Here is a 19,751-nt window from a genome sequence, read left to right as displayed (position 1 = left end):
GTTTACTTAAGCTTGAATTAAAATGTCATTCTCACTTAACTGTGGGATGCCGTTGAAGTTGGCAAAAAGTGCGCCATTACCTAAGCCATTGCTGGCGCTATTTTGATTGTAGAACAGATTACCCGTCGCTAAATTATAAACGATTTTAGCACTACTGGAACCAACTAAAGCCAGTTCGTTAGCAGTATCATTGATGGTGGCAAATTCGGCGGCTTGTAAGCTATTGCCAATGGTACTGACAAGAGCATTGAAAGAGGTGTTACTTAGGATAATTTTGTCAGTTCCTTTGATAAAGTCACTGATGCTATCAACTCCGAAATCACTGCTATTAAAGATAGCACCACTGCCAAAGAGGAATGAGTCGCTGCCATCGCCGCCGGTGAGAATGTCATTTCCTTTTCCACCAATCAGGGTGTCGTTACCGGCGCTACCGATAAGGGTGTCGTTGCCATCTAATCCCTTGAGTAGGTTATTGCCACTGTTGCCGGTGATGAGATTATCTAGGTTGTTACCTGTGCCGTCGATGTTGGCGTTCCCTGTTAGGGTGATATCTTCGATGTTGACGGTGAGAGTGTAATTTACAGAGGATTTGATGGCATCTTTGCCTTCTCCAGCATTTTCGATGACTACATCGCGGCTGCTATCGACCCTGTAGGTGTCGTCACCGGGACCGCCTGCGAGTCGGTCATTTCCTGTGCCACCATCGAGAATATCGTTGCCTTCACCGCCGTTGACGGTATCGTTACCTGCACCGGCGTTGATGTGGTCGTTGCCGCTAGTACCGTTGACGGTTTCACCGCTACTGCTACCGTTGACGGCGTTGAGGATGTTGAGGCTAAAGCTATCGTCGGCAGTTTCTCCGGCTGAATCGCTGGCGATTACTGTAAGGTTATAGATGCCGGAGGCGGTATCGGAGGGAGTGCCACTGAAGGTTCCTGTGGCGGCATCAAAGGTGATGCCACTGGGGAGGACTGTTTCTGTTGCTAGGGTGTAGGTGAGATTATCGTCGTCAATATCTTGGAAGGTATTAGCGGGAATGGTGAAGCTGAAGGGTTGATTTTCAATTGCTGTTTGATTGGCTATTTCTTGTTGTAATGTAGGTAGGTCATTGACAGATGCGACTGTTACCGTAAAGGTATCTTCAACAAATTCACCATTCGATGTCCCACGAATCGTAATATTAGCTATCCCAGATTGATTGTCTTGGTAGTCGAGGATTAACTGATTGTCAACGATGGTAGCAGTGACTAATCCCGTATTGTTATTGACGAATACTGATTTAACAATTAAAGTCGGGTCATTATCAATATCAGTGAAGACGTTGGTTATATCAATGACGGTATTGGCTGCATCTTCGTCAACATTGACATCTGTAATCGGATTGAGGATAGTTGGTGCGTCATCAACAGCCGTGACATCAAAAGTCATGGTGTGGATTTTGTCAGTAAAGAACTTACCGTCAGTAACACTGAAATTAAAATGAGTGTAATTAGAGCCAAAGTCGTTAACTTCAGGGTTAAAAGTAAGTTTACCAGCTTGGATATCTTCCACCATAATTTCCATACCACTGGTAACAAATTGATCACCCAATTTTAGAGAACCTTGCTCCACCGTCCACTCGACAATAACTGACTTTAAGGTATCATCGGGATCGCCTTTCGTAAAGGGGAAGTCAGCAACGGTGAAAGTATAGGAATTTTCTTCACTAATAGTGCGAGTAAAATCAGCCGTTTCAGGGGCAAAGACATTAACAGCAATACCAGTAAGATTATTCAATTGCTCCTGCAAACCATAAGTGCTGAAGTATTGATTAAACTGTGCAAAGGGAATATCAAGCTCATTGTCGCGGATTTTAGCGAGTAAGTCTTGTAAGTTTTCGCTGACCACCTGCATTTTGCTATTAATGCGGAAGATATCTTTATAGATATCGTAGGTTTCACTAGCAAATCCATAACCACCATCGCTAATACCATCACCGTCATAATCAACCTGACTGTAAGCTTCTTGGCTTAAAGTAGCGATCGCATTGCTGATAGCCAAACCGGCAGCTAATTTTTGAGATTCAGTAAAGTTAGAGGGGAAAAAGTCACCAGCAGAAGAAGACAAGTCAACAATACCAGAATTAACCTTATCGGCAAATTGATCAAGAATTTCATTAATCGGTTTACCAGTCAAAGTTGCCAATTGTTCACTGACAAGTTGGATTTGCGCTCCTAATAAGTATTGATAGGATTGAGCATCAATCTGAGGTGTATAGATAACAGTTTCATATTCTCCCGTCTTCGGATTAAGATCGACAAATGGAGGGAAAAACGTCCCCTCAGCCGATATATCCAACTCAAGAGCAGTCCAACCGTTTTGAGCCTTAAGTTCCTCGAAATTATCGCTAAGGAGAACCTGATCAGTTACATCTAATTCATAAGGTACTGAGAATTCTACTCTTATGCCATCTATAAAAAAGAAAAAGATCTCTTCTCCTGTGGCGATAACTTTCAGTGTGGGATAGAAAATCAGACCATCAGAATAAGAAGTTAGGATCAAATTATTAGTGACCAGTTCTTCTGCTTGGGTAATGGTGAAACCTTCGGGATTGAGACGTGCAACTCTTTCCACTAAACTGGTAAAGGGAGTAACAACTTCCGAACCCACAGCTGCGGTTAAAATACCGTCAAAAGGCAGTTCCGAGCCTGAATCCGTACCACCAATCATCGCTAAACGGCCTTCCGAGATGTCAATCGTCCCATTTTCGTTAACATCTAATTGGCTAAAAAGGGATGGAGAAATATTGAGAGTAAATTGACCATTGCGATTAGTAAAGGTAAAAGGTTCACCCTCGTCTAATTGACCATTTAAGTTGCCATCAAGGAACACCGTACCACCGACAATAAAACCATCTACAGCTTTACCAGCAAAACTTAAAGTAACACCATTAGCTCCAATATTAAACCTAGCCAAATTGGTACGGAATTCCTCCTCCCAAACGGTTTTCATGATTTCAAAGAAACCGAAATCAACACCGACGCGAATTTCACCTTTCAAATAAGCGTCTAAGGAGCCTTTAAGATCAAATAAGCTTAAAGGATTGCTAATCCGTGAAATAATTTCTGAACCGCGGACCTTACCATCACTTATCCCTTGCAATTCCCCTTCATCCACAAGGTCAAAGCCAAGATAACCGTCAACACCACCTTTCAGGATAGCTTTAGCGACCACAATACTAGCAGATAAACCGGCATAAATGCCTGCTTTCAGAGCCAACTCATCCTTATCCACACCATCGGGGTTCAAATCATCCACATAGAAACCATCAAGGATTTTATAGATGGAAGAGATCGAAAAATCATCATCACGCCAAGACTCCAACCCGTGGGTATCATAACCCACTGAAAAATCAGTTTTCGCATCAAAATAAAGTCCTAAAATACCTTCCACGGTGGGGGGAGTCCAGAGGAGGAATTCTTGCTCCTTACCGAAGTAATAGCTCAAATCGGGAATATCGTACTTAATTAAATCCACATCCTCTTCACCCAGCAAAAGACGAACGAGGGTAATGGGATTATCTAAAATCGGGATTTGGATACCATCAAGACTTTGTAACTTACTTAAAGTGCTTTTTTGTTGCGGAGATGCCGTGGCGGAATTTTGTGCTTGTTGAGCGGGTGTAGTACCTGGAGTCACGCCAGGCGCTGGAGTTTGAGTCCCTTGAGTACCAGCATCAACTTTCGCCGCCGTGTCAGCGGGGTCATCACTAGCACCTTTAAAGTCATTAAGATTATAACTACCCAACGGGAGAATAATCGAACTACCACTTTCGGCTAATTTGATGAGATTCTCGTTTAATTCGACAATCTTGGTAATAGTATCAGCAAATTTTACCGCTTTGGGAACACTATCCTTAATCCGTTTCAAAGTTTGATCTGTCGTATCAGCGGGAATTGCTTCGGCTAACACAATTCCTAAATCTAAAATTGACACTCCTGGTCTTCCATCACGATTAAACTGATTTTCCATCCCTAAATAGGAAAACAGTTTCGTATCCGTGTTGAGAATATCAATCACTGGTTTGACGGGGGAGATAATACGGTCAACCGTTTTCATAATCGGAGCGGCAAAATCGGTTAAGAAAGTGCCAAAATCGAGGGTAAGGTTATTAAAATTAACATCTAAACCCGTACTACTCGCTTGACTTTGATTACCGTAATTAAATATAGGTAGGCCAATCGCTAAATCAAAGGCGACACTGGGGAAAGCGGGATCTCCCTCCACACTGGTTTTCGTTTTTAGTCCTAAATTAGCATTACCTGCCAATTCGTAGTTAAACAGGTCATTAAAGCCTAATTGGGGGGTACTCTTCCAGTTTTTTAACTCGGTGAGGGTTAAACGATTGCCATCATCAATAAGTTTAACGATATTACCCGTACCCGTTAAAGTGCTGGTATCAAATTCATTATTTGGTAAGGTGAACAATTCCGTCACCACCATCTCATCATTTAAAGTGAAAGCGCCGTTATTATCGTTGTCAATAAAGGTTCGTCCTTCCGTGGTTCTGAGTAAGGGTTCATCACCCACATCTAATTTTTTAGCAGTATCGGTTTTAGCATTGACAGTATTAACAAAACTAATTTCCGTTTCCTGAATTTTACCGTTGGTGACAGTTAATTTTAAGATTTGATGAGCCGGATAACTACCTGCTGGCAAACCGGCAAATTTAGAGCGTTCTTGGGTGACGGTGAAATTAGCGAACAAATCAAGGTCATTACTAGAGTCATAAACTCCATTATTATTTTGGTCAAGGTAGGTAGTTGTCCCTGAAGTTAAGATTTTATAGGTGTAAATGTTACTTTTGAGGGGATCAAAATTGTCTAAAGTCAATTTACCATTATTGTCTTGGTCAATAAACCGGACACCTTCTTTAATTCTGACTAAAGGTTCTTCTTTGATGTCTAACTTCTTAGCGACATCTCCCTTACTATTGACAAAGCTAACCTCGGTATCCATCACCTTACCATTGGCGACGGTCAACTTTAAGATTTGGGACACGGTATAATTACCGGCTCCCGGAAGACCAAGAATGGCAGCTTCGGTTACTGTTACGGGTTGGGATTTTAATAGATCAAGATCGTTAGCTTCTTCAAAAGTACCATTATTATTTTGGTCAAGGAAAGTAGTTGTACCAGAGGTTAAAACATTATAGGTGATAATTTTCTTTTCGGTTTCGGTATCGAATTCATCAAACTCTGAATAGACGTAAGATTCCGTAGCATCTAATTGACCATTATTATTAGTATCAAGGAAAGCAATCCCCGTTCCTTGAACATAAGTACCTTCCCCAAGTCCCGCTTCATCCGCATCCAGAATGTTATTGTTATTTTTATCAAACTTGGTCTTTTCTTGAGCAGTTAAGGTTTCACCGGTATCTAAGACATTATTACCATTTTGGTCAAAGTAATAGGTGACAACGCCATTAGCATTTTTCTGCTCAATTGTAAAGGGTTTAAGTTTACCTGTTGTGTCAAACCATTTTGAAGTACCCGGAGTGACAGAAAAGAGTTTTTCCTTAGAATTAGCATCTAAACTACCATTACGATTGAGGTCAAAATAGTAGGATTCAATGGTAGGTTGTCCACCCGGGGTAGTGCTGGCTACCTTTTTCGTCAGATAGACACCCTCATTTTTACTTTGAAAAGGTGCATCAAATTTGCCATTAGCATTCCAGTCGATCAGTTTTTGAGGAGCAGTAGCATTGGCGACTGTGGTAAACGCAGGAGCAATACCTTGTGTATTAACATTAACAAAAGGTTCGTTAATTACCTGATTAGTGGTAATAAATTCGCCGGTGGTGGTAGTGGCTGGTTTACCGGCATTATTAGTTTTAATGGGATAGGTAAAGCTTTCAGTATCTAAACGATAATCGCCGTCCACATCAAAGAATTTGACGGTTTGATAGTTATCAAGGTCCTTTAAACTTGCTTGAAAGGTAATAGCCAACTCAGTGCGATTTTTGGGATCATCGGCTATGTCTAAGCGTAAAAAGGCCAAATTACCCTGAGCTTTAAAATCTTGTAAATTAACACGGAAAGCTGCTCCCACCTTAGTTTGTTTGGTATCAATATAAAAACCGAAGTTTTTATTTAAGCCAAAACCAAGGGAAATATTATAGTCAAAGGTGGTTTTTAAGTCGCCTTCGGTTTTTAGTCCAATCCCTAACGCATCTAAACCTAAGTTAACATCTAAAGGTAAGGAGAATAAATCATATTTTTCCTTAACATTGAGCAGAATACCGATGTTATCTTCGGTCATATCGACACCGACATTGACGAAATCTAAACCTAAAGTAGATAAAGCATTTTCAATGACGGTTTTTAAGCGATTTCCGGTTAATTCTGGTTCGGCGGAAATTGCTACCACTAATTTATCGCTGATATCGCCGATTAAATTCGGCATTTTACCATCTAAAGCACCCACCATAGGAAGCTCTAGGTTATCTAAACTTTGTTGTAAGTTAGTTAAACCAAGTTTTACGGTTTGGGAGGTACTTTCTGGGTTGAGGGGACGATCTACCACATCCACCCGTTGAACAGGAACAAACAAACCTTTATATTCAGTATCTTTGGAATCGACTTGATAGCTAATGCTACTTTGATGGTAAAGTCCGGGTTCGGCCAGTTGCTCATCAATACCCGTAAAAGTGACAGTTTGTAACTTATACCAATCTTCAGGTTGAATGACAATCTCAGTGGTTTGTTTATCTACTTGGGTGGTGGTGCGAATAATCGGGAAAATGATCGGATTACTAATTTGTTGTCCGGTGGTAGCATCTTTCATGACCGCTTTCACTTTCAGATTACCACTGCTATCAGGATCAAGATAGCCTAAAATCACCTGTTGAATTTGATTCCAGTTACCCGGTTCTTCTCCCGTAACAGAGTTAGGTTCATTGGCTGTAAAGAGGAGGGTTTTGAAGACTGGGTTATCTTTAACCAAATCATTATTACCATCTGAAAATTCAACAATGACATTAGAGGAGGGGATTACTTTTAATTTGGCACCAAAGGAGACAGTTTTTTCTTTTTCCCCAGTGACTAAACTGACTAAGTTGACATCTAAATTACCCCCATTAGTTTCGTCAAAGGTGTAGATATCTTTGGTGACTTTAACCGTAGTGGGATTAACGGGATTAACAAAGTCGATTTCAAAACCTGGAGTTAAACGAATGGTGACAGTATCAGTAGGTTCACTCAACAAAGCTACTTCAAAACTAGCGGTTTCTCCCTCTTTAACTACAGTATTATCGCCAACTTGCACGATTCTGACACCGGGTACATCATCATCTTGAATTCTTAAGGTAGCTTTGGGATTGGCTGGGAGGATATAACCATCACCGGGTAAAAGTTCGACAATTACGGTTTCCTCAGCGATGCGAGCCGGGGAATTTGCTTGAATTTCGCTCTTTCTGTTAGGTTCATCAACGGTGACGTTAATATTACCTTCATAAAAACCATTGGCATTGTAGGTCAAAGTAGTACCCTTAGTAAGGGTAGCAGTTAAATTTTTGTCAAATCTGAGTTTACTACCGGCAAAGATTTCGGGAGTTAAGGAAGTAATCGGTTCTCTGTAGGGGATGACTTCACTGAGTCCTAACTTATAAGTTCCTGTGGTGGAGGAGTTTCGGGTTAAAGCTGACGCATAATAAGTCCCGCTGGTGGTGGGAGTAAAGTACGTTTGCACTCGACCGACATTAATTTCTACACCATTGGGTTCGGCGATTTTTTCACCTTGACCGTTATAAAGGTATAGTCATTTCAAATAAGTGTGAGACGAGGGAAAAATAAGGTAAAATAAAGAGAAACGAGCAACCCATATAGAAAAATGTCTTATAGCCTAGACTTGAGAAAAAAAGTAATCGATTATGTAGAGAATGGGGGAAGCATAACCAAAGCCGCCGCTCTATTTAATATAGGAAGAGCGACGATATATAGATGGCTAGGTAGGGAAAAACTGGAAGCAACAAAGGTAAAACACCGTCAGAGAAAGCTGGACTGGAAAGCACTGTCAAAAGATGTCCAAGAAAATCCCGAGGCAAGATTAAGAGACAGAGCCGAGAAGTTTGGAGTGAGACCAAGTGCCATTTGCTATGCCTTAAAAAAAATGAAAATTACCAGAAAAAAGAAGGAACTTCGTTATAGAGAAAGAAACCGAGAAGAAAGAATGAAATACTACAGAGTGCTGAGAGAATTGATTAAAACATATGGAAGTGAAAGCCTTGTATTCATTGATGAGTCAGGGTTTGAAGAATTTCAAGCCTGCCTTTATGCCTGGTCAAAAAAAGGTAAGAAAGTATTGGGAGATAGACAAGGAAAACGAGGAAAAAGAGAGAACCTTGTGGCCGGGAGAAGAAAGGGAAAAAAAGACTTTATTGCCCCGATGGTATTTACAAGAAGCCTGAATGCCGAAGGTTTTGAAGGGTGGTTATCTTTATATTTATTGCCCTCTCTAGCCATAACATCAGTATTAATTATGGATAATGCACCAATTCATCGGAAGACAGTGATTAGACAACTGGTAGAGGAAGCAGGTCATCAGGTAGTGTTTTTGCCAAAATACTCTCCTGATTTAAATGATATCGAACATGATTTTAGTGCATTAAAGAGAGCCAGAATGTATGCTCCTGTGGGGACACCCCTTGATGAAATTATTCGTACTTATTGTGTCGCCTAGTGTCTCGTTCTTATTTGAAATAACTATAAATATTAGGAGTCGTTAAAGTACCGTCACCCAAGGAAGACCCCATCAGGTCAAGGATATAGGTAGTATCAGCTTTGAGGTCAAGTTTATACCAATCTTGATCGTAACCACTGTCGATGTTTCCAGTCACCACATCCCCGACGGAAAGGAAACCAGTAGTACTGGTATAGTTGGCTAAATCTGTACCCGTTGCTTCTGATTTTGAGCTACTATTACTGACAATGTTTTTGACACTTAAACGATAAGAGTCTAAAGTTGAGCCAAAGGGTCGTGCTACGGCATAATACTTACCACTGACAGTGGGAGTGTAGGTAAATCGGGAATTGCGATTAGCAGTATCATCATTAGAACCGAGTGATTTACTATTGCTGTCAAAAAGCTCGAAAATGGGATCACCATTACCATACTTTTCTAGGTCAAAGGTATAGGTTTTATTGGCTTCGAGATCAACGCCGTACCAATCTTGATCTCCACTGCTAGTCCACGCACCGGTGACTAAATCACCGACCAAGAGTCGGCCAGTGGTGGTGTTATTGGCGGGGTAATCTGTACCCGAAGGTTCTCTGCTAGATTGAGTAATAGCATTGGTAATGGAACTATTAACATTAAGAATTAACTCGTTATTGTTAGTTCCGGGGGTAACACTTTTGATGGTTAACTTGAGGTCTTCTACTAATTTATCGTCAATGGGTGCAATAATCAGGTTATTTTGAATGTCTCCCGGAGCGATACGGACAACCCCTTCTTTTTGAATAAGATAGTCACCTAACTCCAATTTACCATTGTTATTAGTATCTTCACCCGGGTCTAAAACGCCGTTACCATTTTTATCTTCAGATAAGGTTGCACTACCCCCAGCCAAACGATAATTGACGTTAAGTCCGCTACTATTGGTCGGCAAAGGTGCATTCAGTTGCACGGTGAAGTAACTGGGTTCGCTGAATACTTCTGATGCTGTAGTCCCTGCAATTAAAGTGGCTGTGGGTAAGTCGTTATCTTGAATGACAACGGAGACAGGATTGGGGACTACCTGAGTAAACTTATAATCAGAATCAGCCACCAATAAGTTATAACTATTGGGGGTTCCCGAAATTTTCAGATAATAGTCTCCCAAGGGTTGACCATTGAGAGATATTTGCTCATAGTTCTGAGTTGCACTAGAACTATCGGAGACTAAAAGGGGTGTGCTGAAATTTTTCGCTGAATAAACCTCTAATTTGAGATTTCCGGCTCCATGATTAAAGTTAATTTTTGCGAAGTCTAAATTATTACCTGTGTCAGGGATGGTAAATTTAAACCAGTCAATATCTCCAGAAGGGGAAATTGCCAAGTTAGACCAGTGATAACCACCTTTAATTGTTCCCAAATCTAAGGCATTTTCAGCAGTATTATTATCAGCTTTTGATTCAAAATCTAATCCTTGACCGGTTTGAACCTCAAAGTTAATCTGACTATAATGCAGATATTCAACTACTTGATCATCTAAGGCAGTTGCTCTGACTGTTTGCTCAAGATTCCAGTTTTGAGGGGTAAAAGTAATGGTTAAGGGTTCGCCAACAAACTCGTTATTTAAGCGAATTTGGTCATTGGTGGGGGTCATAATCAAGCGAATATTACCCACGGGTTGACTACTTAACTTGATACTATAAACGTTATCGCGACCCTCGATCGCTTTTCCTGCTCCTTTAATAATAAAACCTGCTTGATCATTGTCAATATTAGTCAAGGAAAGGTCATTTACTGCGAGTTTATGATATTTCTGGTCTTCACTGGAGACGGTGGTAATGATCTGATAATTCATGTCATCATCGTCAATCTGATCATCCACACCTTTGACGTAGAAATTCTGCGCTTGATTCCAGTTATCAGGGGTAAAGACCAAACTGGTGACTCCCGCCAAGGAGGTTAAATCACTTTTAACGGTAACTAAGGCTTCACTTTCATCCTGTGAACCAAGGTAAACTGTAACGGGAGCAATGGGTTGGCTATTCAGTTTAACGCTATAACTTATGGTGACAGGGGGAATGAGTTCATTTTTGACAAAAACACCGTTGTTGAGTGTACCATTCAGTTTATTGCTGCTACTATCTACTAGGGTATTTTGGGAGTCTAAATCTCCTTTATAATATGCAACTAAACCGGTTTCACTACCTGTAAGGACTTTGTCTTTATCAGCTTGAATTTCTGTTTGAGTCAGGGATTTATCCCAAATGGTTAGGTTTTTAATTTTCCCCGCAAACTGGTAACCACCGCGACCTTTTCCTAGATAATTAACAGTTTTGACGATCTCGGTGGGAAGTTTAAGACCTGAGACGGTTGTTTTCAATTCACCATTAACATAGAATTTACCGACTCCGCTATTGTCCAAACTAACTGCCAAATGTACCCACTCTTTTTGAGGTAGTTGCTCGGAAAGGGTGTAAGAAAGTGATTGGGAATTAGTGATAGTTTCTAAGAAAAGTTGGCTCTGATTATTTCTTAATCCCCAGAAGATTCTTTCGCTACCCGTATCATTTCCTAATTCTAAAATTGAGCTAAAATTTTGAGTTTTACTGTCGATATATACCCAGGTTTCTAAGGTAAAGTCACCAGATAATTTGCTGATATTGGGTACTGTGACATAATCATCTTGACCATCGAAGTTAACGCTATTATTAGTTTCATTCGTATTGGTACCCGTAAGTTTGGTAATGGTGACACCTGCGGTATCATTATCGCTAATAGTAACGGTGGTGACGATATCATTTTTCACCAAAGCGCCGTTGTTGATTGTACCATTAAGTTTATTGCTGCTACTATCTACTAGGGTATTTTGGGAGTCTAAATCTCCTTTATAATATGCAACTAAACCGGTTTCACTACCTGTAAGGACTTTGTCTTTATCAGCTTGAATTTCTGTTTGAGTCAGGGATTTATCCCAAATGGTTAGGTTTTTAATTTTCCCCGCAAACTGGTAACCACCGCGACCTTTTCCTAGATAATTAACAGTTTTGACGGTCTCGGTGGGAAGTTTAAAACCTGATACGGTTGTTTTCAATTCACCATTAACATAGAATTTACCGACTCCGCTATTGTCCAAACTAACTGCCAAATGTACCCACTGTTTTTGAGGTAGTTGCTCGGGAAGGGTGTAAGAAACTGATTGGGAATTAGTGATAGTTTCTAAGAAAAGTTGGCTCTGATTATTTCTTAATCCCCAGAAGATTCTTTCACTACCCGTATCATTTCCTAATTCTAAAATTGAGCTAAAATTTTGAGTTTTACTGTCGATATATACCCAAGTTTCAATGGTATAATCACCCGCTAATTTGGCGTTGGGTATTGCTACATAATCATCTGTACCATCCAAGCTAAGGTAATTTTGAGGTGAACCTAAGTTATAACCATTATTGGGATAGAGAGTAATTTCGAGAGTTTCGTTATCTTCGGCTATTTGATCATCTTTGATTTGCAGGTTAATGGTTTTGCTAGTTTCCCCTGCATTAAAGGTGACTAAGTTAAACTGTTCATAATAGTCAATCTTGCCATTGTTAACGCCGATAAAAGCATCTTTAAAACCCTCACCGTTTAAATCAACCACAGCGGGTGCGGAATTAGTCGCTAAGGAGGCGGTGTTGGTGATTTTAGCGAAGGGATTTTTGCTGGCATTTTGAGCAAATGTGCCGTTATTATTTTCCCAATAGGTAACAACTCCATTAGCTTGACCAACAAATATATCTAGGTCTGTGTCACTGTCATAATCCACCAGGATAGGTGCGTTACCTGAGATATTGGCAAAAGGATTGCTGGTCGATTTAGTAAAGGTGGGACTATTTTTGTTACCTGTATTTCGATAGTAGCTGATTCCTGAAGCTTGAGAACCAACAATTAAGTCATTATCGCCATCTTGATCATAGTCAACTAAGACAGGTGTGGCTCGATCGCCAACATCAATCCCAGTAAAGGGATCATTTTGAACGGGAATTAACCCACTGGGAAGGACAAAGCGTGGATTCAGGCGATCGCCGTTATTGATATAGTAAATAATAGTACCTGTGTCTGTACCGACGGCTAAATCTAAGGTTAAATCGCCGTTAAGGTCAGCAAAGGTGGGAGCCGCACCCTGAATGTTAATATTACCAAAGGGATTTTGACTACCGGTTTGTTCGGCAAAAAGGGGACTACTAGGACTGCCGAGATTTTTGAAATATTTAATTCCGGTTTGATGACCAATAATAGCGTCTAAATCGCCATCGTTATCTAAATCGGCAAAAGTGGGTTTAGCATTATCCCCGACATCGATATTATCAAAGGGACTGGCAAAACGCGCTTTGCCATCTGCTTCAAACTGATTAATTAAGTAAGTTTGACTGATTTGGTAATCTTGATTAATTACAGCAGTACCCTGGGGAATACTGAAAATTACGTCTATGGTCTGTGTCGCAGCTTGACTCAGATTGACGTTGATGACAGCATTTGTATTACCTTCGGCGACTGTAACAGGATTACCAATAGAGACGGTGGGAAGCGAAATTACTGATACTGACGCACCATTTGCCAACACTCCATTTTGGCGATTACTACCATTATCAAAAAGGAAATTATCTGTGGTGAGATTTCCTTGATAGTAATTGATTAAACCAGTTTCTTGACCACTTAAACTGGTATTTTTATTGGCTTTAATGTCTGCTCCACTGCGTGCTACATTCCAGACTCGGACTTCGCGTATTTGTCCATTAAGACCCACATCCTCATTATCATCTTTATACATTCCCAGACGATACCAACTATCAAGGTAATAGATATTACCAGTTTCGGCGGTGGAAGTAGCGACACTTTCGCCATTGATAAATAACTCCATTTTTGAGCCATTATAAACACCCGCTATGTGATACCACTGATTAGTTGAGTATTTACTAGGAGAATTGAGATAAGTTAAACCGTTGCCACCACCCGCTACAGCCAAGTAAAATTGACCAGTGGCCATGGTTCCTAAGGCAAAACCAGCTTCGGTGGAACCATTATCCTGTAAGAAACTAATGGCTGATGACCAATCTTTAAATTGAGCAATATTTACCCAAGCTTCTACCGTCAGCGCTGAAGTAGGCAACTTTAAGCTAGTAGCGCTAACTTTACCATTGCTGATAGCGACATGATCATCGAGTCCATCGAATTTAAGGGTATAATTTATCTTAGAGGGAGTATCCAAAGCAGATGGATCGAGCTTCTGGTCATCATCTAAGTTTTTGACGGGAAGGTCGAAGGTTTTTCCACTGTAGTTAGGGTCATTAGTAGCGCTAACAAAAGCGGTAATGTTATAACTAATGTCACCATCTAAGTCGAGATCATCTAAACCTGTTACGGTGACAACTTGATATTCTTGCCAGTTTTGAGGGGTAAAGGTGACACTGGTTTTGTCTAAACTGGTTTCAGTGTTGTCAATATCTTTGAAACTGACGGTAACATCAGCCGTCGGTTTACTTTGTAGGCGAATACCCACTAAAGCTTGATTACCAATACTGGGTAAGGTAATTTCTACTGTACTACCATTAAGGTTTATTTTGCCGTTATCGAGGGTCAATCCTTGATTTACGGTACTATTTTCTTTGAGAATTGCTCGTAATTGCTGAGAATTAGGTAAAGTTCCTGTGACATTTAAGCTAATTTTACCAGCATTAATCTGCTCTTGAGTGAGAGTAACACTTCCTAAGAGTTTGTTGTTGTTATCCCATAATTGCAGGACATTGTTAACATTGGGGTAGGGTTCACTGGTGACTACTGCTACCAAGTTATCACTATAGCTGGTGACAAGATTATTGTTAGTATCGGTAATTTTTTGGGCGTTTACTACTTTGATTCCCGCCGTGTCATCATTGAGAACATTTAAAGTAGCTTGTTTTTTGCTGGTATCTGTCGTTAATTTATAACCTGTACCAGTTGCTAAGGTAATGGTAACAGTTTCGTTAGGTTCGGTGACATCATCTGCAATAGGTAAAATGGAAATTTGACCAGTGGTGTCTCCTTCAGCAATGGTAATTTTACCCGTCAAATTTTGATAATCTGTTCCTTGAGTTGCTGTTCCCGCAACTGTATAATTGATATTTATTCCACCTTTAGGTGCGGGTGCGGATAAATTAACGATAAAATTACCAGATTCGCCACCATTTTCTTGCACATCTCCCAGACTGGAGATAATTACTTCCGGGGTGACGGGAACAGCATCGGTGGTACTCCCTTCGGTAACTTTTAGGGGTGGATTAATGGTGAAACCAAAGGTTTGAGTCCCTGTAAAGTAACCCGAAGCTGAAGCACTAATATTACCATCAGCGCTAACTCCATTGAGTTTAACAGTTTGAAGGGTATCCCAATTACTGCTAGTAAAGGTGACAGTTGTGCTTGTTAAACTGCCTTGATTGCTGCTGAGGCTAACTGTAACATTGCTGGTGGGTTGACTGGTTAATTTAATCTTAAAGTCGGCGGTTCCATTTTTGATTGCGAGGGGGTTTTTATCGCTAATAGGTTGGTTAGTAGCATCAAAGAGAATTACACCTTGAGTATAGGCCTGATTATCTTTGATGGTAATGGTAGCACTATTATTAGTGGCACTAATTCCGTAGTTAGAATTGGGCCAACTATTATCGAAGGTAATCCCAGTGGGACTATTGAATTGACCTTTTCCCGAACCCGAAGAACCAAATTTACTGATATAATTTCCGCTACTATCGAAGATCTGGACATCATCTCTGCCATCACCTACATAAATGTTACCGTTGCCATCTATACCAATACTTACAGCCTGTATAAATTGTCCGTTTCCTGTACCATAAGACCCGAATTGGCGCAAAAATGTACCACTATTACTAAATACTTGGACATTGTTGTAAGCACTGTCAAGCAAATAGATGTTACCACTGCTGTCGAGTGCCATATCTACCGTATTTGTATTGTAAATTCCGCTACGGAGTAAATTAAATTTACGCAGGTATTTACCAGTATTATCAAATACTTGGACATTATCATTGCCTGCATCCGCCACATAAACGTTATCATTCTTGTCTATAGCTAGAGTCTGAGGATCGCTAAATTGTCCGTCTCCTGTTCCTGAAGACCCGATTTGACGCAAGAATGTCCCACTATTGTTAAAAACTTGAATATTCTTTCTTGATCTATCCACCACATAAATATTACCCTGGCTATCTAGGTCAATGTTCCAGGGGTCTGTAAATTGTCCGTTTCCTGTACCCTGTGAACCAAATTTGCGTAAAAATTTACCATTACTATCAAAGACTTGGACATTATAACCTCTACTGTCAACTACATAGATATTTCCATTTTTATCTTGAACCAGATCTTGAGGATTATTAAATTGTCCGTCTCCCGTACCATAAGCACCAAAGGTGGATAGTAAATTGCCTAGATTATCAAATACTTGGACGTTTCTATTCTCGAGATCTACTACATAAATATTGGGATTAACAACGAGATTTTCTTGATCAAAGTTATGGGGAATTAACTTAATATTAATTGTTTCATCCCCTTCCACCACCGCGTCATTGAGGGCAGCAAAATAAATCTTGGCGGAAGTTTCTCCTTGGGGGATAATAATACCATTGCGCTCACTGTTAGCATCGGTGGAGACTTTACGATAACGAGAATTAAAATAATCGCTGTTTTGTGTAGCTGTACCACTGGTAATATCATATTTTACCCATAATCCTTGGGGTCCTTGGAAGGGTTTATCTAAATTTACTTCGATGTAACCAATTTGTGGTGCTGGTTGATTGAGATATTCCACAGTACCATTCATGCTACCATTATGGGGGTTACTGCTATCTTGATTGGCCTTATTGGTTAAATTTTTATTAAAGTCCCAATAACCAATTAACCCGGTTTCTGCTCCTGTTAGCTCGGAAATCATCAAACTTTGCAATTCCGCAGCACTACGCGCTGTATCCCAGATTCTTACTTCATCGATCGCTCCAATAAAGTCTTTGCCGATTTCTAATTGTTGAGTCGGAGCGGGTTTTTGGCCGGCAAATTCACTGGTGGAGTAGATTTCAACAGCATTGACATAGATTTTGTAATCTGTACCATCGAAGGTGGAAGCAATATGATTCCACCCTTTGGGGTTAATGGCCTTTTCTATGGTTTTGGTGTTCCATTTTGTGCCATCTCCGAAACCTATTTGTAGGGAGATTTGATTAATAATGGAAATGCTAGGATAACCTGTTTTTGTTCCCCCTTGATAACTAATAATGTCATGTTGAGTATTATCGGTAAAATTGGGGTAAATCCACGCTTCTAAGGTGAATTTACCGGTATTAGCTAAGTTTAAGCTAGATTTAGCGGGAATGGTGACGCTTTGTGTACCATTGAGGGCGATCGCATCTTCTAATCCTTCGATAGTGCTACCATAGCCAAAACCTTCCGTAGGATTGACTACTTTACCTAAGCTGACAATAGGTTCATTTTCCAAGAGGTTAACTATCTTGATTCTCAAACTGTCCAAATATTTCTTATCTGATTCTGATATGGGTTGTGTTTGATCATATTTCCCTGCTACATAATATTTATCCCCACTACTACGTTCAGCTAGGCCAAGTACGACATCATCTTCAACGAGAGTGATTTTAATTGTTTCTGTGGGTTCAAAAACTTCATCGTTGATATCCTCAGCTTGAAAAATAATACTCGTCGTACCCGCAGGTACATTGATTTTATAAATTGAGGTATTGGCTACAGGATCTGGAAAGGCCTTGCGGGAATCTACTTGCGTATATTTGCCATAATCAAGGGGATCCCTTTTATAAAAGGTGTAAAATAATTTGTAATCTGAACCTTTTTGAGTGTTGGCAAAACTGCCACGAATGGCTGTACCTGTTACATCAAAATATAAGTCAAATCCAGACAGAATCGGCACACCTTGTTTTCCTAAATCTAATTCGATTCTGGTTATCTCTTTAACTCGCAGAGGTTCTCCTTCGGTTTTCGTCGAGTTTTCCCAGTAATTGCCAATAGACACCTGGGGATGATTGTCGCTAACTATCTGTAAAAAATTGTTATATTGGTCTGCTCCCGTCACCGTATATTCAGAAGTGGGATTAAGTCTAAAGTCCATATATTCCTGCTGATCCCACAAAGAATCATTGTTGATGATAATCGGGATATCCACCAGCAGTTGACCATTTTTTGAATAAACTTTACTTGGTGTTATTTGAAAGCTACCTGAGTTAGGATCACTATAGTCATTGCTAGATACAGATCCTTGACTCTCTAACCCATGAGGAAGCAAATTATAAGAAATATAAAAAGAACTTTTTTGATCATAATTTGACAAGCTTAGAGTAATCCTATTCCAATGCCCATCGCTATTAACACTATTATAACCTTCCACAAGAAAGCTTTCATATACAGTTAAACTGGGAATGGCTAATGTCTCTGTATAATTGGCTTGGCCTTCTGCACTAATCGCTAAACTTGATTCTATCGCCCCTGTATTTGCTTCTAAATCCCAATCTCCCCCCAGCAATGCACTACCAGTTAAGTCTTCAGATGCTGCTACATCTGCTCCCGTCAACTGGCTAATGTTTTGAATTAAACTCAGTCCCGCTTCATCCGCTGCTAAATTACACCCGTAGAATAATATGTCCCCAGTCTCTATCAGTGCATTTCCCCAACTCTGAATTTTGGCACTATAATCCTGTAAAGTGTGGGAATTTAGCCAAATATTGCCCAATTGTAGCTGACCTTGACTACCGTGGGAGATGACTTGAATACTTTTAAGGTTAGTACGATTCGACAAGGCTGCGGTAATTGCCTCAACGCCATCTTGATTAGAATTAATCAGGATAACTTCTGTGCTAGGCAACACCGCATCGAGTAACTGCTGATAACTGGCAAGTTGAGTGTCGATAAACAGGATGTTTGGGAAAGACTGAGACATAAAGTACCTTGGGGGTTTCAGCGAGGAATATAGTGTAGCTGTTCAGGATGGTGGTGTTAAGTAGCAAGGAGGACTGATGGGAAAAATCGGCTCTCGTCTCCTGATAACGGCCTTCCTCTTCATTTAAAGGCTTTTTTCCCATCAGTCTCTAATTTTTACACAATCTTTAGACTTTTCGAGGAAGTGATTGATCAGGAACCATCCTCAACAAGCTTATCGAACATTATCTAGGATTTGCTGAATATTACTGAAAGCCTTACTAGAAAACGGTTTTAGCACTTTTTTAGTCAAAAAAGTGTCAGAGACAAACGTTGAGAAATCGATCCGAGGGACTCAAAAACCTTGCACTTTCATTGGCAATCGCCAGATAAAATTGAGAAACTAAGCGACGAAACTACCATTTGGTAAACTGTGTGGCTCCTAAATTCCTTCTGGGGACTTATTCAGCAAACCCTATGTATGGGGACAGAAAACGGGTTTCTTTGAGAAACCCGTTTTCTCGATAGCGGGTGATGTTAACAATTATTGCGCTTGCACTTGCTGGCTAATCCTAGAGTTAATAATAGTCCGAAAATAGGATCAGGTTCAGGAACTTTGGCTATATTAGTAAGCTTGATATTATCAACTAATAAAGCTGAATTTCCAGCAGCATTTCCTCCTCCTGTCTTATCCACATCAACTACCCCAAACCCTAAAGTATATGTTCCAGTCACCGATATTGGTATCGTGTAGGTTTGATAGCCTGTTTCTTTCGTTACAGGGGAAAAAGAAGGATTGACTGGAAAACTAGATTGAGTATCTGCCAAAGAATATAAAGTATTATTAAGGGTAAAAAAAGCGAAATCATTGTAATCTACATCAGCGGCACTTCATCAGTCAGAAAATTCCAAGAAAAGCTGAAAATATCGCCATAATTAGCAGTAATAGTCTGTTTGATAGCGGATCCTTCAGTAACAAATAGATTGCTTAACTGATTACCCGATAAGCTGAGAAATGATTCTAAATTACTAGCATTAGTCAAGGATTGACTGTCATCACAAGCACCGATAAAAACACAAGTTTGTAACAATGCTTGATAATTTCC

The 19,751-nt window shown here is 40.1% G+C and carries 5 protein-coding genes; 1 reads left to right on the top strand and 4 read right to left on the bottom strand.

Going from position 1 to position 19,751, the window contains the following annotated elements; all coding sequences use genetic code 11:
• Positions 1-6: 6 nt before the first annotated feature.
• Complete coding sequence (locus tag GQR42_RS16535; protein WP_158200778.1) at positions 7-7,728, bottom strand: putative Ig domain-containing protein; 7,722 nt, start codon at positions 7,726-7,728, stop codon at positions 7-9.
• Between the two features lie 141 nt (positions 7,729-7,869).
• Here GQR42_RS16535 and GQR42_RS16530 point away from each other — a divergent pair, with 141 nt between their 5' ends.
• On the top strand, positions 7,870-8,718 hold the full coding sequence (locus GQR42_RS16530) for an IS630 family transposase (RefSeq protein WP_158199409.1): 849 nt from the start codon (positions 7,870-7,872) through the stop codon (positions 8,716-8,718).
• 10 nt (positions 8,719-8,728) lie between these two features.
• On the opposite strand, the gene GQR42_RS16525 is transcribed toward GQR42_RS16530, so the two are convergent.
• From GQR42_RS16525 to GQR42_RS28895, 3 genes are all read right to left on the bottom strand, one after another.
• Positions 8,729-18,667, bottom strand: a complete 9,939-nt coding sequence (locus GQR42_RS16525; protein WP_158200777.1) for a LamG-like jellyroll fold domain-containing protein — start codon at positions 18,665-18,667, stop codon at positions 8,729-8,731.
• 515 nt (positions 18,668-19,182) lie between these two features.
• A complete protein-coding gene (locus tag GQR42_RS28900) occupies positions 19,183-19,473 on the bottom strand; it encodes a PEP-CTERM sorting domain-containing protein (protein ID WP_158198437.1) in 291 nt (96 codons plus the stop codon).
• Positions 19,474-19,520: 47 nt separating this feature from the next.
• On the bottom strand, positions 19,521-19,736 hold the full coding sequence (locus GQR42_RS28895) for a hypothetical protein (RefSeq protein ID WP_233271043.1): 216 nt from the start codon (positions 19,734-19,736) through the stop codon (positions 19,521-19,523).
• Between the last annotated feature and the right edge of the window lie 15 nt (positions 19,737-19,751).

This window comes from Microcystis aeruginosa FD4, from assembly GCF_009792235.1.
In the GTDB taxonomy this organism is placed as follows: Bacteria; Cyanobacteriota; Cyanobacteriia; order Cyanobacteriales; family Microcystaceae; genus Microcystis; species Microcystis viridis.
The sequence above is the reverse complement of the archived record's forward strand: the minus strand, read 5'-3'. Positions and strand labels throughout refer to the sequence as shown.